The 23,785-nt window shown below is 65.7% G+C and carries 18 protein-coding genes and 1 pseudogene; 8 read left to right on the top strand and 11 right to left on the bottom strand.

The annotated features are described in order from the left end of the window. Positions 1–153: 153 nt before the first annotated feature. The 5 genes from nrdG to QPC17_RS09175 all read right to left on the bottom strand — a co-directional run bounded on the left by nrdG (position 154) and on the right by QPC17_RS09175 (position 5,574). Positions 154–777: an anaerobic ribonucleoside-triphosphate reductase activating protein gene (gene nrdG / locus QPC17_RS09195; protein ID WP_068538893.1), complete on the bottom strand. Its 624-nt coding sequence runs from the start codon at positions 775–777 to the stop codon at positions 154–156. Then, a complete protein-coding gene (nrdD, locus tag QPC17_RS09190; protein ID WP_068538894.1) occupies positions 774–2,924 on the bottom strand; it encodes an anaerobic ribonucleoside-triphosphate reductase in 2,151 nt (716 codons plus the stop codon). Before nrdD ends, nrdG begins: the two co-directional genes overlap by 4 nt. A 324-nt stretch (positions 2,925–3,248) precedes the next feature. Continuing rightward, on the bottom strand, positions 3,249–3,815 hold the full coding sequence (locus tag QPC17_RS09185; protein ID WP_070446188.1) for an aldose epimerase family protein: 567 nt from the start codon (positions 3,813–3,815) through the stop codon (positions 3,249–3,251). A 99-nt stretch (positions 3,816–3,914) separates the two neighbouring features. Next, on the bottom strand, positions 3,915–4,307 hold the full coding sequence (locus QPC17_RS09180; RefSeq protein WP_068538896.1) for a hypothetical protein: 393 nt from the start codon (positions 4,305–4,307) through the stop codon (positions 3,915–3,917). Next, positions 4,300–5,574 carry a chymotrypsin family serine protease gene (locus tag QPC17_RS09175; RefSeq protein WP_148132413.1) on the bottom strand — a complete coding sequence of 425 codons (1,275 nt, stop codon included), beginning with the start codon at positions 5,572–5,574 and terminating at the stop codon, positions 4,300–4,302. Before QPC17_RS09175 ends, QPC17_RS09180 begins: the two co-directional genes overlap by 8 nt. 133 nt (positions 5,575–5,707) lie before the next feature. Between QPC17_RS09175 and QPC17_RS09170 the strand changes: the two are divergent. Beyond that, positions 5,708–5,954 (top strand): annotated as a pseudogene (locus QPC17_RS09170) (IS256-like element ISAod1 family transposase); the annotation flags it as partial. A gap of 462 nt (positions 5,955–6,416) precedes the next feature. Here the strand turns inward: QPC17_RS09170 and QPC17_RS09165 are convergent. Both QPC17_RS09165 and QPC17_RS09160 read right to left on the bottom strand, forming a co-directional pair. Continuing rightward, positions 6,417–7,106 carry a response regulator transcription factor gene (locus tag QPC17_RS09165; protein WP_062612774.1) on the bottom strand — a complete coding sequence of 230 codons (690 nt, stop codon included), beginning with the start codon at positions 7,104–7,106 and terminating at the stop codon, positions 6,417–6,419. Beyond that, positions 7,103–7,819 carry a sensor histidine kinase gene (locus tag QPC17_RS09160; RefSeq protein ID WP_062612776.1) on the bottom strand — a complete coding sequence of 239 codons (717 nt, stop codon included), beginning with the start codon at positions 7,817–7,819 and terminating at the stop codon, positions 7,103–7,105. Before QPC17_RS09160 ends, QPC17_RS09165 begins: the two co-directional genes overlap by 4 nt. 136 nt (positions 7,820–7,955) lie before the next feature. On the opposite strand from QPC17_RS09160, the gene QPC17_RS09155 reads away from it, so the two are divergent. From QPC17_RS09155 to QPC17_RS09130, 6 genes are all read left to right on the top strand, one after another. Next, the gene (locus QPC17_RS09155; protein ID WP_062612778.1) at positions 7,956–8,657 is read left to right on the top strand and encodes an ABC transporter ATP-binding protein; all 702 of its coding nucleotides are present in this window, start codon (positions 7,956–7,958) and stop codon (positions 8,655–8,657) included. Beyond that, complete coding sequence (locus QPC17_RS09150) at positions 8,654–10,054, top strand: FtsX-like permease family protein (RefSeq protein WP_062612779.1); 1,401 nt, start codon at positions 8,654–8,656, stop codon at positions 10,052–10,054. The genes QPC17_RS09155 and QPC17_RS09150 overlap by 4 nt, the downstream gene beginning before the upstream one ends. A gap of 199 nt (positions 10,055–10,253) precedes the next feature. Continuing rightward, on the top strand, positions 10,254–11,159 hold the full coding sequence (locus QPC17_RS09145) for an ABC transporter ATP-binding protein (RefSeq protein WP_068538898.1): 906 nt from the start codon (positions 10,254–10,256) through the stop codon (positions 11,157–11,159). Position 11,160: 1 nt separating this feature from the next. Beyond that, the gene (locus tag QPC17_RS09140; RefSeq protein ID WP_068538899.1) at positions 11,161–11,904 is read left to right on the top strand and encodes an ABC transporter permease; all 744 of its coding nucleotides are present in this window, start codon (positions 11,161–11,163) and stop codon (positions 11,902–11,904) included. Between the two features lie 128 nt (positions 11,905–12,032). Further along, entirely contained in the window at positions 12,033–13,121 is a 1,089-nt protein-coding gene (locus tag QPC17_RS09135; protein ID WP_068538900.1) for a sensor histidine kinase, read from the top strand. Continuing rightward, entirely contained in the window at positions 13,118–13,729 is a 612-nt protein-coding gene (locus QPC17_RS09130; RefSeq protein ID WP_068538901.1) for a response regulator transcription factor, read from the top strand. Before QPC17_RS09135 ends, QPC17_RS09130 begins: the two co-directional genes overlap by 4 nt. A gap of 125 nt (positions 13,730–13,854) precedes the next feature. On the opposite strand, the gene QPC17_RS09125 is transcribed toward QPC17_RS09130, so the two are convergent. The 4 genes from QPC17_RS09125 to QPC17_RS09110 form a co-directional block, all read right to left on the bottom strand. Next, on the bottom strand, positions 13,855–14,730 hold the full coding sequence (locus tag QPC17_RS09125) for a class C sortase (protein WP_062612787.1): 876 nt from the start codon (positions 14,728–14,730) through the stop codon (positions 13,855–13,857). Between the two features lie 54 nt (positions 14,731–14,784). Beyond that, positions 14,785–16,221: a SpaH/EbpB family LPXTG-anchored major pilin gene (locus QPC17_RS09120; protein WP_062612788.1), complete on the bottom strand. Its 1,437-nt coding sequence runs from the start codon at positions 16,219–16,221 to the stop codon at positions 14,785–14,787. Between the two features lie 40 nt (positions 16,222–16,261). After that, a complete protein-coding gene (locus QPC17_RS09115; RefSeq protein WP_285347270.1) occupies positions 16,262–18,643 on the bottom strand; it encodes a SpaA isopeptide-forming pilin-related protein in 2,382 nt (793 codons plus the stop codon). Positions 18,644–18,747: 104 nt separating this feature from the next. After that, a complete protein-coding gene (locus QPC17_RS09110; protein WP_285347269.1) occupies positions 18,748–19,074 on the bottom strand; it encodes a hypothetical protein in 327 nt (108 codons plus the stop codon). Positions 19,075–19,382: 308 nt separating this feature from the next. On the opposite strand from QPC17_RS09110, the gene QPC17_RS09105 reads away from it, so the two are divergent. Then, complete coding sequence (locus tag QPC17_RS09105; protein WP_285347268.1) at positions 19,383–23,783, top strand: DUF3418 domain-containing protein; 4,401 nt, start codon at positions 19,383–19,385, stop codon at positions 23,781–23,783. Positions 23,784–23,785: the final 2 nt, after the last annotated feature.

The raw sequence follows: 23,785 nt of genomic DNA, 5'->3' as shown, positions 1-23,785 counted from the left end.
CACTCGGTGGGCACCAGATTCACGACTTATGGCGGCGCCACCGGGTATCAGGAGGGAATGACCCCGGCGCCTCCGGGTGCCGGACTGAAATTAGGCTGCCGGCACGGATTATCGGCGCCCGGGCTGGCGGCATTTGTGCCCGCGGCTCGGCGGCTAGTACTCGCCCCCGCGCCAGAGCACCGGCTCGGCGGCGTACTGCACACCCGAGCACTGCAGGTCGGCATGAACACGGGAGGCCCGCAGGTCGATGATGCGCTGGTTGGCGGAGCCGCGGAAGGCGAGGTCGTGGTGGTAGAGACGCTGGATGAACGGCCCGTCCACGAGCACGTCCACGAGGTCGAGCAGCTCGCGCTTGTCGGGGGTGTCGGCCAGGAGCTGTTCGTAGGTGTAGCCGGTCCACACCCACACGTCGCGCGTGGCGGCCTCACCCGCGCCGAAGCGTTCGCGGAAGCGGCGCAACAACGGCAACAGGATCGGGGTGGCCAGCATCGGCTCCCCGCCCAGCAGGGACAGCCCGGCCACGTACGGCTGGGCGACATTTGCGAGGATCCGCTCCTCAAGCTCAGTCGTGTAGGGTCGGCCATAGCGGAAGGACTGCGCCGCCTTGTTGTAACAATTCGGGCACCGGAACGGGCACCCCGACACGTACAACGAGCAGCGCACCCCCTCCCCGTCCACAAAATTGAACGGCTTGTAGTCCGCGACATTCCCGGCGAACAGCGCCCGCCCGTCCCACTCGCAGGGGGCGGGGACGCTGACGCCATCGGCGTTAATCACTCGCGGGCGTCCATGTGCTTGACGCGCGAGGAAATCTCCACGTGGCGGCCGTGGACCATCGGGCGCTTGACCGGGTTGCCGAGGTAGCCACAGGTGCGCTTGACGACGTCGCAGGTGTCCGGGTCGTCGTTACCGCACTCGGGGCAGGCGAAGCCCTCCGGCGTCGGGTCAAACTCGCCCTCGAAACCGCACTCGTAGCAGCGGTCGATCGGAGTGTTCGTGCCGAGGTAGGCCACGCGGTCGTAGGCGTAATCCCACACGGCCTCCAGCGCCTTCGTGTTGTGCGTCAGCTTCGGGTACTCGCAGTAGTGGATGAAGCCACCCTTGGTGAGCGGCGCATACTCGGCCTCGAAGTCGATTTTCTCGAACGGGGTGACCTTCTTGCGCACGTCGTAGTGGAAGGAGTTCGTGTAGTACTCCTTGTCCGTGACGTCCGCGATCACGCCGAACTTCTCCCGGTCCAGGCGGCAGAATCGGTCCGTGAGCGACTCCGACGGCGTCGAGTACACCGAGAACCAGTACGGGTAGCGCTCGCGCCACGCCTCCGCGTAACGGTTCATCGCCCGCAGGATCTCCAGCGTGAAGCCCTTTGCCTCCGGGTTGTCCTCCCAGTTCGGACCGTAGAAGAGGGTGGCCGCCTCGTACAGGCCGATGTACCCCATCGACACCGTTGCGCGGTGGCCGCGGAAAAACTTCTCCACGCCCGTCTCGCTTTCCTCCGCGCGCAGGCCGAACGCGCCGTAACGGTAGAGGATCGGGGCGTTCGCCGGAGTGGCGTCCTCGCAGCGCTTGATGCGGTAAAGCAGGGCGTCCTTGACGATCTGCATGCGCTCCTCGAAGATCTCCCAGAACGCGTCCTTGCTGCCGCGCGCCTCGATCGCGATGCGCGGGATGTTGAGGGTCACGACGCCGAGGTTGTTCCGGCCCGCGTTGATGGCCTCGCCGGTGGCGGGGTCCACCCACTTGGGCAGGAAGGAGCGGCAACCCATGGGGGCCTTGTAGTCGCCCTCGATCTGGACCAGGCGGTCATAGGAGAGCACATCCGGGTACATGCGCTTCGTGGAGCACTCGAGGGCTAGCTGCTTGATGTCGTAGTTCGCGTCCTGCGGGTCGAGGTTGACGCCGCGGCGCAAGCCCATGACCAGCTTGGGGAAGATCGCCGTGTGGCGGTCCTTGCCGATCCCGCCGATGCGGACCTGGAGGATCGCCTTCTGGATCTCGCGCTCAAACAGGCCCGTGCCCAGGCCGAAGCCGAGGGTGACGAATGGGGTCTGGCCGTTGGACGTGTAGAGGGTGTTGATTTCATACTCCAACGACTGCATCGCGTCGTAGATGTCCTTCTTTGTCTTCGCCAGGGCGTAGTCTTCGCGGCGCTCGGGCGCAACCCACTCCACGGCGTCGCGCATGTGCTTGTTGTAGTTGAGCTGGGCATAGGGGGCGAGGACCTCGTCGATGCGGTCCACCGACGTGCCGCCGTACTGGGAGGAGGCCACGTTCGCGATGATCTGGGCGATCTGGGCGGTTGCCGTGTTGATCGACTTCGGGGATTCCACGCGCGCGTTGCCGATCTGGAAGCCGTTCGTCAACATGCCCGGGATGTCGATGAGGCAGCAGTTGGTCATCGGCTGGAAGGGGTTGTAATCGAGGTCGTGGAAGTGGATGTCGCCCTTGATGTGAGCGTTGGCCACCGGCTTGGGGAGCATGTGCTTCAGCGCGTAGGCCTTCGCCACCGAGCCGGCCGTGAGGTCACGCTGGGTGTTGAAGACCGTGGCGTCCTTGTTCGCGTTCTCGTTCACCACCGACTTGTCCCGGCTTAGCAGCTTGCCCACCGAGTGCTGGATGTCCATCGTCTGGTTGCGCTCCACGTCCCGGTCGTGACGGTACTCGATGTAAGCGCGGGCCACCTCCGGGTAGCGCGAAGCCATGAGGTAGTCCTCCACCGCGGACTGGATTGTGGGGATGTCAAGGTTCTCGGCGGGCAGGGAGGCGACCACCGCGTTCGTGGCCTGCGAGCAGAAGGCGTGATCCTCGAGCCCACGGTCATTCATCGCCGCCTCAATGGCCCGGTAGATCTTCGACGCATCGAAGCGGACCGAGCGACCGTCCCGCTTAAGGACGCTGACGGTGGTGACGTTGATGAGTGACATGATCTCTTCCCCTCTTTGAGCGCGCCCAGCCAAGGCCAATGCGTGCGGTGTTCTTGCTGTTGGGCCGCATTTAGCCGGTCGGCTACGCTTTCTGGGCATATTCCAGAAAACACAAGATGTGCCGTCTCGAAAAAACGCGAACACTACATATAGTAGTCGCTTTCGAATCACATGCATGTATTTTTCGCAGTGAGTTTCGCCCGCGACGTGTCTTCACGAACGCGATCCGCGCGCAACCGGGCCAAGCGCGGGCACGATGGGTGCCAACGATCTATGTCTTCTGAGGCGATCGGCGTGTCGCCGGGCCGGATGTTTGTGGCCCTACTAGTCAACTCCTCGCCACGCTGGCAGCATCAAGGATCCCCACGATCGCAGCCGCGCCATCGATCCACGGATTCCACACACCGTGTTGGTGGCACCCTCGAAGGCGATCTTGAGCGCACGGCCGCCTGCCGCTCCGTGCAGGATCACCGTGGCGCCGCGCGCGTATACGCGAGCGGCCTGACCCGTAAAGACGACTTCGCCCATCTGCGTCTTCTCCGTCTTGGCGCCGGCGTGGTCGACGTAGGACGCACCATCTAGACCCTCAATCCGCACGCCCCTGATGTCGTCGACAGCTAGGTAGGTGTGGAGCGCTTCTTCGAACGACGTCGTCTCGTCACCTTGGTTGATGACCGTCAGTTTGAGCTCAAGCTCTGGGCCGAAGGTGACCTCGTAGCGCAACGCGAGGCCAAAGGCTCGGCCGGGGAAGGTTTGGGCGGGTAGGGAGTAGACCGCGGTCACGGAATCGCCCTGCATAGTGGAGCCGTCGAAGTCCCAGGGTGTGATACGCGCCGCGCCGTGCTTCGGCTGGGCTTGGCCGGTCCTGCCGGCGCCGAACCACGGATCCATTATCCGCAATGAAAGTGCGCTCATTAAGCGGGCGCGGTCCAGCCACGAGTAATTCCATACAGTTCCTACCCCAAGCGCCCCACACATCTGGGCGCGCCGCTACTCAGATAGCGTAATCTCTTCGACGAGAACACGCCTAGCGTTCTCAAAGTGTTCGCCTCCGCAGTCGAAGCCCCCGTCGATATCCGACTGTTCGCCAGTCAAAAAGACGTCACCGGCCTTGATCCTTGTGCCGTTGACGTCAAGGTAGGCGCCATCCGCAGGGCCCGTAGCCGTTCCCGCGAAGACAAGCAGCGCGCCGCGCTCATTGATTGGGCACAGTTCATCGCCACCCACCCTGATCTCTTTCAAGGTATTGATGGCCGCAACACTTAAGACATACTCCGCTCGCTGCAGAGTCGGCGCCTTCAGATCCTCGGCTTGGCCGGCGCACCCCGCCAGCGCAAGCAGGAGGATTCCCGCCAGCGCACCACCATTTCGTAGCCTAGCCATATATCAATCTCGCTCCATAGTTATCCCGCACTGCACGCCAATCAGTAACATATGTCGTGGATTGCCCGACCAAGGGATCAAAGTGGCCGGTTATCATTCCCGTTACTCTGACCGAGCTACCGAAGTTGGCGAATACCGGCCCCCCAGAATCACCACCTTGGCTTGAGGTACCACCTCGTAGACTAATGAGGTTGCCATAACAACCGGTACCAAAGCATCGTGATATGCCATAGCTAATTACTTGGTTATTACAAACGTTTCCACTCGTTCTTCCCTGAAAGCACAGCCGATTTCCTTGTGACCCCATGGGGTGCCAAGTGCCCGCCACGGGCTTCCTCTCACCACCAGAAAGGATCTTTCCTTCGTATGTCTTGCCGCTCACAAACTCTGCATCAATGCTCGCATTATATTTGTGTGTAACCCGACCTGAATTAGAAACACCTGCACGCGAAGAAGATGTCCAGACATGCGAGAGCAAATCGAAACAATGACCCGCAGTAAAAAACCCACGTGCACCATTACTATTCTCAGCGGGAATACCACTCGTACACGAATACAAATTCCCCTGCCGATAGCCAAGAATTGACGCTCCCCCAACAAATGGGGCCCGCACATTTTCGTTGTACGCATCGTCTTGATAATATCCCGGCACGAATGAGTATCCAACGCCTGTATCTGGGAGCAGCTCAAGGTCGCCTTCAGTCAGCTCACCGCTCAGCTCAATGGTGTCGCTTTGTGCATGGTAACCAAACGCGACCCGTGCGCCCGTCGCTTGGAAGTGTGCTGTTAACTGCTCCATTGCAGAAGATATCTGTGCGGCAGTGTACTTAGACATCACAACAACCACACTGTCGCGACCATCGCCGGAAAGTGCATCACTCCGTAGGTGAGAAGCATTGGATGACTCTAGTGCATACTCGGGAGAGAGGTTCAATTCCGCCTTCGCGCTTGTCGCATCCTCGCGCGAGATCGCAACATAGCCAACACCCAAGTCCGTATCAAAATACTGTCCCACGATCTCGAAACCGTCAGTAGTGTACGGTGCATCTTCAGGGGGTAGACCGATGTCCCCAGCAGATGCCACATAATACTCAACCGGCTCCGGCATCTCAACAAGTTGCGCAAGTGGAGTATCCGCGACACTCCTTGCGCGCGAATCATTCTCAACATCCGGTGTGGCTGAAACATCGTCAGTAGCCACGCCGAATCCGGTCGCCGCGATCAGAGCAGCGCCCGCGAAGGCTAAACTGAGCGCGTTCTTTTTCACGTGTGGATCTTATCACATTTTCCAGATGTGTGTAAGAATTATAGCATCGAAGCCCCCCAACGGTGTTGATTTTTTCAGCGGCTGGCCCGTTTTCTTGCGTTAAAGTCGGGTTTGGACTCAGCTTCATGCTGGGGTGGAGAATCCTCGCTGTAGAATCTGCGGAACACTAACACAAAACCGGGGTGCGACCAGTGCTGGTAAACCACGGTTCCGCTGCTCGGCTTGCCGTGCTAGCCACACGCGTAGGAATGATACGAAGGCGCGGGATATGGCCGTTGATGGCACCAGTTGACGAGGTCCGTCACGTGGTGGTTGGGGATGATATTTACTTGTCACACAAGCTAGTACTCATCGCTTTCACGAAGAATCACATGTTGGGCTTACGCCTGTCGACTCCTTCGCTGAAGCTGCGGAATAGGCGAGCCGACCGGCATTATGAAACACCGCGCATCAGTCCTCCCTTGCTAGAGAAGCGTGGGTGTCCAACCCTCGCTCGGAATTGCCTCATGACCGCCGCCTCGAAGCCAGTAACTCGCTCACAGGGCGAGCGTGCGATGTGTCTGTCCTCAACCTGACACAACTGTTGAGTCTGAGCGCGACCGAGCCCATATAGCGATCGGTAGACGCCATATTCAAGAGACGTGTCGGGCGCTGTGTCAGATTCTCAAGAGAAGTGTCGCTCAGCTCGTATAGGCGCACGGGCACTAAGTTCTTCCTATCGGAAGCAGGGCCAACGACGCCGAGCCGGGGGCTGGACCCACAGCGGCGACTGGCGACGCCGAGGCCTCCGCCTGCCGGCGGACCGGCCGGCGGGACACACACCAGCGAGCAAGCACCCTCGCCTACACCGCGCCTGTGGCCGTCAGGTACGTCAGCACCGCCCGCACCCGCCGGTTCTCCTCCCCGGCCGGCAGCCCCAGCTTGGAAAACACGTTCGCCACGTGCTTGGACACCGCCGCGCCGGACAAGTACAGCTCCCCGGCGATCTCTGCGTTCGACTTCCCCTGCGCCATGAGCTCCAGCACCTCGGATTCACGCGGGGTCAGCGCGTCCAACGCGCTCGCCTTCCCGCGTACCAGCCCCACGGCCACCTCCGGGTCCACCACAACGCCGCCGCCCGCCACGATCGACAGCGAGTGCACGAAGTCCGCCACCCGCGACACCCGCTCCTTGAGCAGGTACCCCAGGCCCCCGCGGTCAGCGCCGGGCCGAGCCATCGCCACCGGGTCGAACAGCGCGGACGCATAGGCGGGCGCCACGTACTGGCTCAGTACCATGACCGACAGGTCGGGGAAGTCGGACCGCAGCTCCACGGCCACCCGCAGCCCGTCGTCGCTCATCGTCGGCGGCATCCGCACGTCCGTGACCAGCACGTCCACCGCCCCCGGATCACCCGCGAGTAGCTCCCGCACAGCCGCGAGCGTGCTGGGCGCGTCGGAGGTCTGCCCCACCACGGTGTGCCCCACACGCTCGAGGATGCCGGCCAGCCCCTCGCGCACCAAGGTCGCGTCATCGGCCAAGAAGATCTTCATTGCACTCCCCCAATCGCACTCTCGCCTCGGTATAGCAGCAGCGGAATCGTGCCCACCACCATCGTGGGCCCGCCCACCGGCGAGTTCACCTCCAGCTTCCCGCCGAACGCGGCCAGCCGCTCCCGCAGCCCGGCCAGCCCATGCCCGGCCACCACCGACGCCCCGCCCGGCCCGTCATCCACCACCGACACCCTCAGCGTCTCATCCGCCGCCAACAGCAAGGTGGTCCGCGCTCCCGGCGCGTACTTCGCCACGTTCGTCAGCGCCTCGGTGGCCAGGAAGTACGCGGCGGCCATCACCCCTTCGGGCATGTCGGGCAGCGCGTGCGGCACCACCACCCGCACCGGCACCGGGCTGCGCTCCGCCGCCCCGCGCACGGCCCTTTCCAGCCCCAGGTCCGACAGCACCTTGGGGTGGATCTCATTCACGGTTTCGCGCAGGGCCCGCAGCGCCTCCTCGTTCGTCTGCAGCGCCCGCGCCACGATCCCCGGCAGGTCCGCGAGCGCCGGCGGGATCTCCCCCGCGGCCCCCGCCATGTCCAGCAAGAACTGTGCTTCCCCGATCGCCATCCCGGAGGCGACGAGGTGCTGTTGGGCACCGTCGTGAAGGTCGCGTTCGATGCGCCGCCGCTCGATCTCGAACGCGGACACGATTTGCCGTCGCGAGTCGGTCAGCTCCTCGACTTGCCGCGCCACGTCCTTCTTCCTCCACATACCTCTAGCCTATCGGCGCCCTCCGACACTCTCGACCCCCGCGCCGTCGCCCCCGCGAAAAGGTAGACCTAGCCCTACCCCCAATTGGGCAGGTAGCACCCTCGAAATCGGTGCCGGCCCGGGTTTGAATGGAACCATGAACGAACTCAATGCAACGCACTTGGTAAAAACGTACGGTAAGGTCCACGCCCTCGCCGGGGTCGACCTCCACATCGACGCGGGCGAACTCGTCGCCGTCATGGGCCCCTCGGGGTCCGGCAAATCCACGCTTTTGCACGTCCTGTCCGGCATCCTTGTTCCCGACGACGGCGACGTGCGCCTTGGCACCACCTCCGTCACGTCGCTGAACGACGCCGGCCGGTCGAAGTTGCGCCGCGAGCGCCTCGGTTTCGTGTTCCAAGACGGGCAGCTGGTTCCGGAGCTGACCGCGCGGGAGAACGTTGCGCTGCCCCTGTTCGCCGCTGGGGTCAAGCGCGGGGAGGGCCTGCGCCGGGCCGAGGAGTGGCTCTACCGCCTCGGGGTGGCGGAGCAGGCGAAGAAGCGCCCGGGCGAGATGTCGGGCGGGCAGGCCCAGCGCGTGGCGATTGCCCGCGCGATGGTCTCCAGCCCGGCGATCATCTTCGCTGACGAGCCGACCGGCGCGCTCGACCAGGCCACCGGCCACGAGGTCATGCAGCTGCTGTCCACCACCGCCCGCATGAACGGCACCACCCTGGTGGTCGTCACCCACGACCTCAAGGTCGCCTCCTGGTGCGACCGCCTGGTGGAGATTCGCGACGGCCTCATCCACACCGATCGCCCAATGTCGCAGGTGCAGGGCGCGGAGGTGGCCCGATGAACACGCTGCAGATGACGGGTCACCTCGCCACCTCCCGGATCCGCAACGCCCGCGGGCACGCGCTGTTGGACGCGCTCGCCGTCGTCGCCTTCTCCGTCTCTTCCTGGCTGCTGCTCACCACCGCCGGGGGCGTGTGGATGTTCTACGAGCGGCTGGACACCACGGGCCCGCGCCTACTCGAGCAGGGCGTCCCGCTCGACGTCACGGACGGGTTGAGCGGGGTCTACATGAGCCTGGCGGTGCTCGCGCTCGGCCTGCTCATTATCCCCCTCCTCTCCCTTGGCGCCTCGGCCGCCCGGCTCGGCGCGAACGGCCGCGCCCGCCGCCTCGCCTCCCTGCGCCTCATCGGACTCAGCGCCGGCCAGGTCAACCTCATGACCCTCGTGGAAACCCTCATCCAGGCCGCTGTCGGCTTCACGATCGGCGGGGCGATCTACCTCCTCACCTTGCCCGCGTGGTCGAACATGAGCTTCACCACTTTGCCCATCACCACCACCGAGATGCTCCTGCCCTGGTGGGGCTGGCTCGCCGCCGCCGCGCTGGTCGCCGTCATCACGATCGGCTCCACCCTGGCCGGCCTGTGGCGCGTGTCCATCTCCCCGCTCGGCGTCTCGCGCCGGGAGACCCCGAAGGCGATGAAATACTGGCGGGTGATCGGCGTCGTCGCCGCGATCCCGGTGCTGGGCGTCATGATGCAGAACCTCGACCCAGAGACCTCCACCATCGCAAACTTCCTCTTGTCCGCGCTCATGCTCATGGTCTTCTTCCTCACCGTGTCGCTGGCCGGCCCACTGTTCATCCAGATGGCCGCCCGCCCCGTGGCCGTCACGGCCCGCACCCCGCGCCTGCTCGGCACCCGCCGCGTCCTCGACGACCCCCGCGCCGCATGGCGCAACATCTCCGCGATCTCGCTCATGGCGCTCCTGGCCTCCGTGGTCGTGTTCATCATGACCATGGACGTCACCGGCTACGGCAGCATCAACGAGGACGTGGACAACCTCAGACGCACCCTCACCGGCGACATCACCAAGGGTGTCGCGATCGCGCTCGCCTTCTCCCTCATTCTGGGCGCCACGGGCACCCTCATCCACCAGGCCTCCGACGTGTTCGACCGCGCCGAGGAATCCGCCGCCCTCATGCGGATCGGCCTGCCCTACTCCACCCTCCTCAAGGCCCGCCTGTGGCAGGTTATCCCGCCGTTGCTGCTCATGCTCTCCGTGACCATCGGCCTCGGCGCCCTACTCGGCACCTTCGCCGAGCAAAAGGCCAACACCGACAACCTCGTCATCCTCGTGTGGGTGGTCGGCCTCGGCATTGCGCTCACGCTCGCGGCGGTGGTCGCCACCGCACCGATCCAGGCGATGGTGCTGTCCCAAAAGTCGCGCAAGAACGACTAGCAGGCGGTGGCTCCGTCAGAACTCGTGAATCTGCGGTCCACCAGGCTCCTATAGGAACCGGTAGCCGGTATATTCACGACTTCTGTCGGACCGGCGGCTCGCCCGTGCCGGGTGACACGGCAAACCCATGACAGTGGTCATGGAAAAGTCCGGTCACCCGGCACTTCTGCGCGCGCGGGTGGCTGGGCACAATGGAGTCATGAACGCAATCAGCGCCAAGGCGCTTACGAAGAAGTTTGGCAACGTCACCGCCGTGGATGGCATTGACCTGGTGATTGAGCCGGGTGAGGTGGTCGCGCTCCTTGGCCCAAATGGGGCCGGCAAGACCACCACGCTCGACATGATCCTCGGCCTCACCCATCCCACCTCCGGGCAGGTGTCGGTGCTCGGCGGCACCCCGGCGGCGGCGATCCGCGCCGGCCGCATCAGCGCCCTCCTCCAGACCGGCGGGCTACTGGCCGACATGACCGTGCGCGAGTCCGTGGCCTACATCGCCGCGTGCTACCCGGGCGCCCAACCGATCGACTCCGTCATCGAGCGCACCGGCCTCACCCCCATCGCGGGGCGCCGCGTGGGCAAGTGCTCCGGCGGCGAACAGCAGCGCCTCAAGTTCGCACTCGCCCTCCTGCCCGAGCCCGACGTCCTCATCCTCGACGAACCCACCACCGGCATGGACGTGGCCGCCCGCCGCGAATTTTGGGCCAACATCTACGAGGAATCCCACCACGGGCGCACCGTCATCTTCGCCACCCACTACCTCGCCGAAGCCGAGGAGTTCGCCAAGCGCACGATCCTCATGAACGCCGGCCGCATCGTCGCCGACGGGCCGACCTCCCAGGTGCGCTCGATCGCGGGCCTACGCCACGTGCGGGCCACGGCCTGCGCCCTGCCGGCCACGGAACGCGAGACGCTCGCCGCCGAGCTTGCGGCGCTTCCGGGCACCACGGCGTCGTGGGACGGGCAAACCCTCGAGGTGCGCACGGCACACTCCGACGACGCCGCCCGCATCCTCCTCGCCCACCCCATCACCGACCTCATCATCACCGAGGCCTCGCTCGAGGACGCCTTCCTCACCCTGACCTCGACCGAGAAGACTGGAGCCTAACATGATCGCCATCGACCTCAAGCGCATGCTGCGCGACCCCGGAGTCCTGTTCATCATCGGGGTGCCCGTGCTCATGTACCTCATCTTCGGCGCGGCCCAGAGCTACGGGCAGGAGAGCGCGGCGAACGGCAACCTCGCCATGGCGATCATGGTGGGCATGGCCGCTTACGGCGCCGTGGCCGCCACCGCTAGCCTCGCCTCCCAGGCCGGGGTGGAAAAGCTGCAGGGGTGGGGGCGCCAGATCTCCCTCACCCCGCTGACCGCCGGGCGCTACGCGCTCAACAAGTCCCTGACCGCCGCGGCCTTTGCCCTCATCACCGTGGCCATCATCTACGCAGTGGCGGCACCCACCGGCGCGAAGGGCACGGCGTGGGCGTGGGTGGGGTCCTTCCTCATTGTGGCGGTGGGCGCGCTACCGTTCGCGCTGGTCGGGCTGGCGCTCAGCTACGTGATGCGCTCGCAGTCGGCGACGTCGGTGGTCAACGCCCTGGTCCTCCTCTTCGCTTTCGCCGGCAACCTGTTCGTGCCCCTGTCCGGCAAGCTGCTCGAGGCCTCCCGCTTCACCCCGATGTGGGGCTACATCACGCTTGCCCGCTGGCCCGTCGCTGAAGGGATGTGGACCACCGGGCAGGGCGAGGCCTACACCGACGAACTGTGGCAGGCCCTCGTGTCCTTCGGGGTGTGGACGGCCGTGTTCATCGGCCTCGCCGCCCTCGCCCTACGACGCCGGGGTGAACGCCAGTGAGCAGGCGCGCTGAGGGTGCGGCCGGTGCCGAGGGGGCCGGCCGCACCGGCCGTGCTTGGCGCGGACGCGAAGCGGGCTGGTCGGGCAGCACAAGCCGGGCGGGCAGCGCGGGCCGGGGCGACGGCGTCGTGAAACGCTCACGCGAAGAGCTGCGCGAGCAGGTGGGCGGCATGGCAATGGCGTTCGTGTGGCTGGTGTTCCTCATCAATCCGGTGGTAGAGATCCTCGGGCAGACGGAGCCCGCGTGGCTGAAGGCTGTCCAGCTCGGGGGCCTGGCCCTCTTCGCCGCCGCGTACATCACCGGCACCGCCTACGCGCTCACCCGTCCCGACCCCTTCTCCGACACTTTCTACCCCGCCACGGCAGTAGCCGTCGCCGTGTCCGGCGCCATCTTCATCGCCAACACCGCGGTCTACCCCGGCGCCGCCGCACTTGGGATCTACGTGGTGGCCCAGCTCGTCATCACCCTGCCCCCGCGCATCGGGTATTGGGCGGGAGGGCTGCTGTGTGCGGTCGTCGTCGGGCTGATCTCGCGCCTGCCGGGGGACGGGATGTGGGCCCTGGGGTTCATCGCGGTGGCCGTGTACGTCTCCACCATCGGCAGCAGCTACTTCACGCGCCAATCCGAGCGCGACAAGCGCGCCGCCCGCCGCGAAGCCACCCTCGACGAACGCGAGCGCATCGCCCGCGACGTCCACGACGTCCTCGGCCACACCCTCACCGTCATCTCCCTCAAATCCGAGCTCGCCAACAAACTCCTCGACCGCGACGTCGAGCGCGCCCGCGCCGAAATCGCCGACATCCACCAGCTCAGCCGGCAAGCCATCGCCGAGGTCCGCTCCACCGTGTCCGGGCTCGCCGGGCGGCAGCTGGCCGCGGAGCTCACGCACATTGAGGAGGTCGCCGACGACGCCGGCATCGCCCTCACCATCACCGGCAGCGCCGACGACGCCGACCCCAGCCACCGCATCCTCTTCGGCTGGGTGGTGCGTGAGGCGATGACCAACATCGTGCGCCACTCGGGGGCGCGACACGCGTGGATCAAGATTGGTGCACAGAGGATCGTGGTGGCCGACGACGGTGTGGGGTTCTCGCCGATGTCCGAGGGCAACGGACTGCGCGGGCTACGCCAGCGCGTGGAGAACGCCGGCGGTAGGCTGAAGGTGACAAGCCCCGGGCCGGGCGGGCGCGGGGCGCAAATCGAGGTGGAACTGTGAGCCCAATACGCGTTGTTCTCGCTGATGACCAGGCGCTCGTGCGGGGCGCGCTCGCCGCGCTACTCTCGCTTGAGGACGGCATCGAGGTGGTGGGCGAGGCCGGGGACGGCGAGGAACTCGTGGCGCTGGTGGGCAAGGTGGCGCCGGATGTGGCGCTGGTGGACATCGAGATGCCCGGCATGGACGGGATCGAGGCCACGCGGCAGATCGCGGGCCGGTGGCCGGAGGTGAAGTGTCTGGTGGTGACCACGTTCGGGCGGCCGGGCTACCTGCAGCGGGCGCTGGAGGCCGGGGCACGCGGGTTCGTGGTGAAAGAAACACCCGCCGAACAGCTGGCCGACATGGTCCGCGGCGTGCACGCCGGCAAGCGCGTGATCGACCCGGCGCTCGCCACCGAATCCCTGTTTTCCGGGGCGAACCCCCTCACTGCCCGCGAGCGCGAGATCCTGCGCATCGCCCTCGAAGGCGGGAAAGTGGCTGATATTGCGGGGCGCGTGCACCTGTCCAAGGGGACGGTGCGCAACCACCTGTCCTCGGCGATCGGGAAGATGGGCGTCACTACGCGGAGCGAGGCAGCGCGGGCCGCCCAGGACCAGGGGTGGCTCTAGGCGGCGTGGTAGGGCCGGGCTGCCAGCCCGTGCCGGCGGGCGCGGCGGGCTCTTCTGGTCGACCCGTGGCTAACTAGTGAATCTGAGCCCGAAAACGCCAGATTTCCGGACCAAAACCACCAAACTCACCTGTTAGCAACACGGGCCTCACGCCGGTAGAGCACAATCTCGCGCCCGAGGTAGACCGCAATGAGGAGCAACACCGCAATGGAGATGGGCAGCCACCAGGGGAACCGCGGGAGCTCGGAGGCCTGGCCGGCGCTGTCGACGTCGGCGGCAGGGGTGGGGATGATGCGCTCGCCGGTAACAAGGATGCGGTGGCTGTTGACGCCGAGCGGGGTGCAGGTGATGAGAGTCGCCAGGTCGCGGCCGGGCTCAACGAGCACCGCTTGACTGTCTTGGGGCTCGACCACTTGCGTGGAGAAGACGCGGTACGTCAGCACCTCACCAAAGACCTCGAGCGTAAAAGTGTCTCCCTCTTTGACCTGGTCGAGGTTGTTGAAGAGGGTAGCTTCGGGCAGACCACGGTGTGCGGTGATCACCGTCCGGGTGGAGTCCCCGCCCACGGGTAGCGACGTTCCCTCCAGATGACCTGCGCCCTTAAGTAGTGTCTCCTCGCTCGTGCCATGGTAGATCGGCAGATCCACGTCGATCGACGGAATGCGGATCCTGCCCATGATCCCCGCCTCGCCAGCCTTCAGCTGCTGGTCGTAGGGCAGGACGTCCGGGTTCGATTCGAGGTCAACGACGCCGGAGCCGTGCGGCACGTGCTCGTTCGATCCGACGACAGCCCCAGAGGCGAGCAGATCGTTGTATTGGCGTGCTTCTTGGACTTGTTCGCGGCGGTCCGGCTCGACGTGGTCGACCAGGTTGGCGTAGGAGTCGACCACCTTGGACTGGTCCCACTGACTTTTCCATGAGGCGATCGTGGGGTAAAGAATGAGCCCGCTCCCGGCTAGGACGAGGAGCGCGATGATGAAGGCACTGACGAGGCGACGCATGCGTAGATACACAGTTGTGGGGGTGCTGAGGCACCCCCACAACTCTAGGTGATGTTAGCTCCGCTTACGCGAACGAGAGTTCACCGCGTAGAGTGCCACGCCGGCGCCCACGAGGCCCAAGCCGAGCACGGTCAGCAGCGCCGTGCCCGCCGCACCGGTGAGGGGCAGATCCGGGCCGTCTTGCGGGGTGTTCGTCACGGTGGTGAGTTGCTCAGTCGGGGTCGTGACCTTACCGGCCTTGATCGTCACCTTCGTCACCGTGTCAGGAAGGACGTAGCCGGCCGGAGCCTTGGTCTCCTTGAGGCAGAACTCCTTCGTCGCCTGGTCGGCTGCGGTGCCCTTGTCGAACGTTCCGAGGTAAATGCCGGTGAAGGAGACGACGCCGTCTTCGCCAGAGACCGCTGTCACGATCGGGTCACCGGTGGTCTGGTCGCCATTGCACTGGTAGAGGCCGAACTCGGCACCCGACAGCTCCTTGCCCGGGTTATCTGCGTCCACCTTCTTGAACTTGTAGTCGCCGAAGTAGGGATCCTTGGTCGGGTCGATCGGCGGGGTGGGGACGTTCGGATCCTCGAAGGGGTTGTACTCGTTGTCGATCGGCCACGCGCTGTTCTCGACGATGCCGTTCTCGGGGATCGCGGTCACCGTGGTTTTGAGGACGAACTTGACGGTGTCACCCTTCTTGATCTGTGCACGCGCAGTCTCGCCGAGCGTGATCTTAACGCCGTTCTTCCCGCCGGTGAGCGGCTCGACAGTAACGTCCGTCAGCGGATCGACGGCGTCCTTCAGGTAGACCTTCGCAGACTGGTCAACATAGCTCAGGTAGTCCTTGAGCTCATCGACCACGCCGAATGCCGACGGGGTGTCGGTGGTCGCCGTCGTCGTGATGGTCCACTCAAGGACGTCACCCACCTTGTGCGTGTCCTTGTCGTCCGAGACTTCCTTAGTACCCGGTGTCTGGACGACGTTCTTGGGGTAGACGTGGACGTTGGTGATCCACTTGCCGTCAAACGGAAGCGGGATGGTCACGAAGAACGGGGCCGCCTTCTTCGTGATGGCGTGCTCGCCCGTCCCGGTCTCCTCGACGAGGTAGACGCCCATGTCGAGGCTGTTGACTGCTACCGATCCGTCCTCAGTGGTCGTCACCTTCTGGGAGGTACCCCTGGTGATACCGTTCTGACCAACCTGGTCGACAGTCAGGGTCGAGACCTTCTGCCAATCAGCATTCTTGTTCAGGTCAAGACCTTCGATCTTCGTGACGGTGAACTCCACGCCCTTAAGCGGATCGCTCGGCGCGGCCGAAGTTCCGTCCGGCTTGAGCTGGTTGGTGTTGCCGACTTCCTTGTGCTTGTGGATCGTAATCGACCCTTGCCCGGTCGGCATATCGCCCGGAGCGGCGTTTGCAACGCCCACACCGAGGGTGAGGACGGAAGCCAAGGCGACGACCGTCGTCGCCACAGCGCGCTGCTTCAATTTCTTGAGAAACTGCACTCGAGTACCTTTCGTCTTGTGGGCTGAACTTCGCCCTGTTTCAGTGACGCTTACGCGGTTGCGCGAGCCTTATGAGCAGGGCGAAACTGAGGACCCCCGCACCCAGAAAGGCGTAGAAGTCGCGTCCGATCCCGCCGGTGAGCGGAATCGTAGGTCCGGCCTGTAGTGTGTTGTAGATCGCCTTCGCTCCCGCGAACGTCACGTCCGGGTTGTCGGCGGCGATTGTGAAGGTCGTGGGCGTCGCGTCGAGGACGTAGCCCGCGGGAGCCTTCGTTTCCACCAGCTCGTATGTGCCGAGCGGGAGGCCCGTGACCTGGATAATTCCGGCCCGGGAGTCTGTGTCGTTGTGCGCCGAGCGCTCGCAATCGGCGGGAGAGTTGCCGACGCAGTCGGTGATCGTCCACGTGTCGGTCGTCGTCGTGTTCGTCAGCTTCCACTCCGACCCGCTTAGCAGCGGCTCGTCACCCGTGGCCGCCGCGCCTTGCTTCGCGCGCTTCTCGAAGGTCAGCGAGCCCCTGATTGGCGTGTTGACCACCGCGTTGTGCCACTTGTGCCCGGTCACGGGATCTTGACCGTCGTAGAGGTCTACCTTATGTGCCTCCTGCGACGGCGAGCTGATCGTGAACGTGTAGGTCTTGCCCGACTTCACGTAGCCCGCGGGGGCGACCGCTTCCGTCAGCGTGTAGGTGCCGCGACCAAGCCCGGTGAGGAGCAGCCGACCCTCCTCCGTGTCCTGGTCGATGCCGCCGGGAGCTGTTGCGTCGGGGACGGTAAAGCTGGGCGCTTCCTGCGTGGCGCCGTCGACGGTGAAGGTTGCGCCGTCCTCGCGTGCGAGCGTCCACGATGAGCCGGCGAGCAGCTCGCCGTCCTCGTTCACCTTCGCCCACTCCATCTTGCCGTTGGCCTTCGCCGAGTTCGTAAACGTGCACACCACGTCACCGACGGCATTTGGAATGGTGACGCTCGCCGTTGCCGTGGCGCCCGAAACCTTCGGCGTCGTGGGCTGGACGCCGCCATCACAGCGAAGCGTGACGGTATAGCCCTCCAGCGTGGCGCCGGGGCGGTTGATCGTCTCAGAGAGGGTGACCCGCGTTCCCGCGAGCACCGGGAGCCGCTCGGTGGTGACCTCGGTTTGCTCGCCTGAGGTGCTCGCCTCCCGGGAGATGTTGTTCGTCCCGACTTTCACCGTGAACTGGTCGGCGGCGTCCACGCGGCCATTGACGACCTTCCTCACGGCAACGGACGGGATGACAGCTTCGCCTGCAAGATCGGAGATCTGGCCCACCCACGGCGTTGGCCGATAGTAGGGACGGCCCGCGCCAGTTCGTTCTTCGCGCCAAGCGGCAAGCGGATATGCCCACGGCGAGTTCGGGTCCATCTCCCAGTAGGTGCCCAGATCGCCGACGTGCGGCATCGAGCGAATCTCGCGTGCAATACCGTTGGCGTCGTGCTGGTAGAAATGCGAAATGGAGTCGGTCTTCTTGTAGTTCGACGTGATGAGCGAGCCGTCGGGCCCAATCGAGATGCCCGTCGTCTGCGCCGCGTCAGAGTTTTGCTCACCGATGGACTGGCCTTGACGAATTTTCGAAGTGCCAAGGTGATAGGAGGCGAGCTCGCCGCCCCGGGCCGAAGCGAGGGTGTCCCGTGTCACCACCTCAAAGCTCACCTCGTTGTAGCCCGCGTTCGAGCTGCCCGGAATATCGGCCTGCAGATGGGAAAACACCACCACAAGATCGCCGGATTCGGTGAACGTCAAGTCGCCGTTGTTGTCGCCATTCGAGCCCCCAGGCGCGGAATCGCGGACGTCGCCGACCTTGTCTAACCTGCCATCGGGCGTCATCTTGTACACGTGCGCGACAAGGCGCTTGTCATTGTCCGGGCCTTCGCGATCCGTGATCGCGAGGTAGTACGTTCCGTCGGGGGCCACCTGACCGCCGTTGAAGGTGAGATCCTTGAGCTCGTTGCCACCCGGCACCTTCTTGTAGGGGAACTCGAACTCGTCTCCGAACTTCCTCCACTCCGTGTCGCCCGGCGTGTACTTATAGACTTGGAAAAGCGGCGCCTTTGAGGAGCCACTCCTTCCCTCGTAGGGGGTGCCAGTCTGCCCGACCTTCAGCGTCGCGTACCGAGTGCCGTCCTCCCCAACGCCGAGAGCGTTGTAGTTCAGGCCCTTGGAGAAGTAGCAGTACTTGCCATCCGTTCTTGTGGGGCGGGCGTCCTTACACTCGGTGCTGCTCAGCGGACGACGAACCTCCCGCCGGGTGTTGGGGCTCGTGTAGGAGGTGAGGTTCTGGATGCCGGGCAGGTACGGCGGCAACGGGGCGAGGTCCGCCGTCGCCGGATTGAAAAGGTAGAGCTCACCGTTCGTGGACAGGGCCTCGATACCCGGCGCCGAGCCTGCCGCACCCAGTGCGGCGAACATGAGCGGACCCGAGTCTTCGAACCCGTCAGAATTGGGCTCCGCGAAACTCCGATCGCCCTCTTGCGTATCTGCCTCCGGATCGCCCTCGGCCGTATCCGGAGCGGCTAGCTCAGAAAGCTGCTCTCCCCCCCCGCTGAATTATCGGCACTTGGCGTTTCGGGCGTAGCTTCCTCGGAACTGTCAATCGAGGGGTTGGCGTTTTCGGCGGTTCCCGGCTCCGCCGATTCGGTGTCGGCGCTGCCGGAAGGTTCCGTCTGGCCGTCTGTTTGCGTGGCGGCGTCGGTCGCCTCTGCGACCGTGGAAAGCGTCGAGGAATCTTGCGCGACGGCGGCTGGCACGCCCCCGACCAGCGCCAGGCCTGCCACCACCGTCAGTGCAACGAGTGCACGCAGACGCGCCGTGACGCTCTCAGCACATTTGCTCATGGTCACCCCGCCTCCGAATTGGTCACTGCCGATGTTGATACACTTATACTGCTATTTAGCGCCACCGAAAACAATATCGTTTTATCCTATGAACACGTCCGACATAGCTACGACTTGGGGCGGACGAAACCCACCCCCCCCCCGAACTGGGGCAACGCTCCTCTGAACACCCGTGCCGGAGGGCCCTTGTCCCGCAATGTTACTTACGACACACCTATAGGCTTTAGTGGTTTATTCTCTCGACATCACCTCGAATGCCCACACCGTCACTGTCGCCGAATCCTGCCGCCCAGCAACGTGGCACAATGGTTTCGATGATTGACGGAAGCACACCTACCAGGCACGGCGAGACGGCTGTGGGCAAGCGCGCCAATAAGCGCGCCGGCAGGCCAAACGCCAAGCATGCCGGGCGCCGCTCCCGCGGCCCGCGCCCCTTCATCCCCGCGGAGCTCGAGGCCCGCCGCGCCGCCCTCCCGGCGATCACGTACCCGCCGCAGCTCCCGGTCTCTGCGCGCCGCGCCGACATCGCGGAGGCGATCGAGAACAATCAGGTGGTGATCCTCGCGGGCGAGACGGGCTCGGGCAAGACCACCCAGTTACCGAAGATCTGCCTGGAGCTTGGCCGCGGCATCACCGGCATGATCGGCCATACGCAGCCGCGCCGCATCGCGGCCCGTTCGGTGGCGGACCGAATCTGCGACGAGCTGGGCGTGGAGCTCGGCGGCGCGATCGGCTATCAGGTTCGCTTCACGGAGCAGGTCTCGCGCACCACCCTGGTCAAGCTCATGACCGACGGCATCCTCCTCGCCGAAACCCAGTCCGACCCCGACCTGCGCAAATACGACACGATTATCATCGACGAGGCCCACGAGCGCTCCCTCAACATTGACTTCCTCCTCGGCTACCTCGCCAACCTCCTGCCGCGCCGCCCGGACCTCAAGGTCATCATCACGTCCGCCACGATCGACTCCCAGCGCTTCGCCGAACATTTCGGCCGCCACATGTACGGTGGTTTCCCGGGCAACGAGGCGCCGATCATTGAGGTGTCGGGGCGCACGTTCCCGGTCGAGATCCGGTATCGCCCGCTTTACGACGACGCCGTCGGCCCGGCTTCCAGCCTGCCCTCGGACGGTCGCGACGGCGACGCCGCGACCGCCCCCAGCCCCCACCACGCACCCGCTTTTGAAGGCCGCGAAAAGCTCACGCGCGAGGAAGCCCGCGACCAAGTGGCCGGCATCCTCGACGCGGCCGCCGAGCTCATGGCTGAGGGCCCGGGAGACATCCTCGTGTTCCTTTCCGGCGAGGGCGAGATCCGCGACACGGCCAAGGCGTTCGAGGAGGAGCTCGGGCGCCGTTACGTTGAGCCGGGCGGGCGGTCGTCGGTGCCGGACGCCGTCGAGGTCCTGCCCTTGTTCGCGCGCCTGTCGGGCGCCGAACAGCGCCGCATCTTCCAGCCCCACGCCCACCGCCGCATCATCCTGGCCACGAACATCGCCGAGACCTCGCTGACGGTGCCGGGCATCCGCTACGTCATCGATCCGGGCACCGCCCGCATCTCGCGCTATTCCAACAAAACCAAGGTGCAGCGCCTGCCGATCGAGCCGATCTCGCAGGCGTCGGCGAACCAGCGCTCGGGGCGCTCGGGCCGTGTGGAAGACGGCATCGCGATCCGGCTGTACTCGGAGGAGGACTTCGCCGCGCGCCCGGAGTTCACGGAGCCGGAGATCCGCCGCACGTCGTTAGCGTCGGTGATCTTGCAGATGGCGGCGATGAACCTGGGCTCGGTTGAGGACTTCCCGTTCATCGACCCACCGGACATGCGCCAGGTGCGGGCCGGCCTGCAGCTGCTCGAGGAGATCGGGGCGCTTGTGCCGATGTCGGCGAACGCGCGCGGCACGGTGGTGGGCGCGGGCACGCACCTGCTCACCGAGACCGGGCGCATCCTCGCCCGCCTCCCCATCGACCCGCGCCTCGGCCGCATGCTCCTCGCCGCCTCCGACAACGGCTGCGCCGGCGAAGTCTTGGTACTGGTGGCGGCCATGTCGGTGCAGGACGTGCGCGAACGGCCCACCGAATTCCGCGCCCAAGCCGACCAACTCCACGCCCGCTTCACCGACCGCACCTCCGACTTTCTCGCCTACCTCAACCTGTGGCGCTACCTGCGCACCCAACAGCGCGAACTGTCCGGGTCGGCCTTCCGCCGCATGTGCCGGGCCGAATACCTCAACTGGCTGAGATTCCGGGAGTGGCAGGACGTCGTCGTGCAGCTGCGGGAAATGTCGCGGCCACTGGGGATGGACGCCAAGCCGGTCGCGCTCCCCACGCGTGCGGCGCTCGCCCGCGCGGCAGCCGAGGACAAGGACAACTCGCACAACCAGGACGTGGCCCGCGCGGTCAAGGCGCTCGGGCAAAGCGCGGACACCCCCGCCGCCGACCAGATCCACCGGTCAATGCTGGTGGGCCTCCTGTCAAACCTCGGCTCGTGGGACGAGCGCAGCAAGGACTATCTAGGCGCCCGCGGCACGCGCTTCATCATCTGGCCCGGCTCCGGCCTGCACCGGCGCAACCCCAGCTGGGTGATGGCCGCGGAGCTCGTGGAAACCTCGCGGCTCTTCGCCCGCTCGGTGGCGCAGATCAAGCCCGAATGGGTGGAGGAAGTGGGCTCGCACCTGGTGCGCACCTCCCACTCCGAGCCCTTCTGGTCCACCCGCCACGGCGCCGCGATGGCGCACGAGAAAGTCACACTCTACAGCCTGACCCTCATCGCCGACCGCAACGTCCTCCTGTCGAAAGTCGGCACACCGGCCGCGCGCGAACTCGCCCGCGAACTGTTCATCCGCCACGCGCTCGTGCAAAACCAGTGGCGCGCCCACCACGCCTTCATCAAACACAACGAGCAGGCTCTCGCCGACGCCCACGAGGTCGAACAGCGCCTTCGCCAGGGCGGGCTCGTGGCCGACGACGCCGCCCGGTTCGTTTTCTTCGACGAGCGGATTCCCGCGGGCATCGTGTCCGCGCGGCACTTCGACTCCTGGTGGAAGCGCGAGCGCCACAAGAACCCCGAGCTTTTGAACTTCACCCACGACTTCCTCCTCGGCACCACCTCCGCCAGCGACGCCGACTTCCCCGAACAGTGGGTGCAAGGCGACATCACCCTCCCCATCGAGTACCACTACACGCCCGGCGCCCACGCCGACGGCCTCTCCATCGACGTGCCCGTCACCCTCCTGCCCCAACTCACCGACGACGGCTTCGACTGGCTCGTCCCCGGCATGCTCGACGAGCTCGTGGTGGCCACCATCCGCGCGCTCCCCAAGCCCGTACGGCGCCACCTCGTGCCCGCGCCCGACACCGCGCGCGAAATCCTGGGCAAGCTCCCGACGTGGGACGACGTCGCCCACGGCCAGACCGGCGCCCCCAGCTTCCGGTCCGCTTTTAACGACGCCGTCCGCGCGCTTCGCGGCGTGGAGATTTCGGTGGCGCAATGGGCGGAAGTGGCCCTGCCGCCGCACTTGGAGATCACCTTCCGGGTGCGATCCGAACGTGGGGCCGTGCTCGACGAGAGCACGTCGATCACCGACTTGCAGCGGCGGCTCGCGCCGCAAACCCGCACGGCGGTTGAGTCCGTGGTCAAGGGCGCGGTGGCCCAGGCGCTGGAGGAGGCGCGGGCGCAGATTCTGCAGGAGATGGGCGCGGGCGCGCCGTCTGGCGCGGGCGCTCGCGCTGGCCGAGGCGACTCGTCCGGTTCTCGCGGGGCCGGCGCGGCGGCGTCGTCGTCGGCCGGGCAGGCAGAAACCGGGGCCGTGGGAGCGGGCCTGCCGAACGGCGTCGACGGCATGGAAGCCTGGCCCGAGGTGGAGGAGCTGCCGGCGGTGGTCGAGACCGCGGGGCCGCACGGGATGGCCGTGCGCGGGTACCCGGCGCTGGTGGCGGAGGGGCGGCGGGCGAGCCTGCGGGTGCTGCCCGAGCCTGCGCTGCAAGTGCGCGACCACCGGCGCGGGGTCATCCGGCTGCTCGCCACGGAGCTGACGCTGCCGGAGGCGCGGGTGACGTCCAGGTGGAATGGGGAGGAGTCGCTGACGATGGCGGCGGCGCCTTACAAGAACACGGCGGCGGTGGTCGACGATCTGCATTTGGCCGCCGCGCGCAACATTGCCGACAGGTGGGCCGCCGCGAACGACATGCCACTCGGGCGTCTGCGGGCCCGGGCCGACTATGTGGCACTGCGGGACTACGCCCGCGACCACCTCGAGGACGAGATCTATACGCTGGTCAAGACCGTGGTGCGCGTGCTGCGCGCCTACGGGCAGGCCGACGCCAAGGTGCGGGCCAACAGCTCGCTCGCGCTCATCAACACGGTGAGCGACGTGCGCGAGCAGATCTCCGGGCTCGTGTACGAGGGCTTCATCGGGGCCACCGAGGAGGAGCGGCTGGCGCACCTGGTGCGGTACTTGCAGGCGGCGGCCATGCGCATCGACAAAGCCGCGCAAAACCCTGCCGCCGACGATGCCGCCGCCTGGCAAGTGCACGACATTGAGGATCTGGTCGCCGATGAGCGGGAGGCGGCTACGGATCGTGCCTACGATCCGGAGCGCGCGGCCACATTGCGGCAGGCCAGGTGGATGGTGGAGGAACTGCGGGTGTCGCTGTTCGCCCAGCAGCTGAGGACGGCGGGGAAGGTGTCGCCGCAGAGGATCCGCAACCTACTGGCGTAGCC

The sequence above is a fragment of the Trueperella bernardiae genome (assembly GCF_030246965.1).
Classification (GTDB): domain Bacteria; phylum Actinomycetota; class Actinomycetes; order Actinomycetales; family Actinomycetaceae; genus Trueperella; species Trueperella bernardiae.
This window is presented reverse-complemented; position numbering and strand designations above follow the sequence as displayed.

Excerpts from the sequence above, each read along its gene's own strand:
- nrdD (WP_068538894.1), bottom strand. The coding sequence starts at position 2,924 with ATGTCACTCATCAACGTCACCACCGTCAGCGTCCTTAAGCGGGACGGT.
- QPC17_RS09185 (WP_070446188.1), bottom strand. The coding sequence starts at position 3,815 with ATGGATCCGTGGTTCGGCGCCGGCAGGACCGGCCAAGCCCAGCCGAAG.
- QPC17_RS09180 (WP_068538896.1), bottom strand. The coding sequence starts at position 4,307 with ATGGCTAGGCTACGAAATGGTGGTGCGCTGGCGGGAATCCTCCTGCTT.
- QPC17_RS09165 (WP_062612774.1), bottom strand. The coding sequence starts at position 7,106 with ATGAAGATCTTCTTGGCCGATGACGCGACCTTGGTGCGCGAGGGGCTG.
- QPC17_RS09160 (WP_062612776.1), bottom strand. The coding sequence starts at position 7,819 with ATGTGGAGGAAGAAGGACGTGGCGCGGCAAGTCGAGGAGCTGACCGAC.
- QPC17_RS09155 (WP_062612778.1), top strand. The coding sequence starts at position 7,956 with ATGAACGAACTCAATGCAACGCACTTGGTAAAAACGTACGGTAAGGTC.
- QPC17_RS09150 (WP_062612779.1), top strand. The coding sequence starts at position 8,654 with ATGAACACGCTGCAGATGACGGGTCACCTCGCCACCTCCCGGATCCGC.
- QPC17_RS09145 (WP_068538898.1), top strand. The coding sequence starts at position 10,254 with ATGAACGCAATCAGCGCCAAGGCGCTTACGAAGAAGTTTGGCAACGTC.
- QPC17_RS09140 (WP_068538899.1), top strand. The coding sequence starts at position 11,161 with ATGATCGCCATCGACCTCAAGCGCATGCTGCGCGACCCCGGAGTCCTG.
- QPC17_RS09125 (WP_062612787.1), bottom strand. The coding sequence starts at position 14,730 with ATGCGTCGCCTCGTCAGTGCCTTCATCATCGCGCTCCTCGTCCTAGCC.
- QPC17_RS09115 (WP_285347270.1), bottom strand. The coding sequence starts at position 18,643 with ATGTTCGCCGCACTGGGTGCGGCAGGCTCGGCGCCGGGTATCGAGGCC.
- QPC17_RS09105 (WP_285347268.1), top strand. The coding sequence starts at position 19,383 with ATGATTGACGGAAGCACACCTACCAGGCACGGCGAGACGGCTGTGGGC.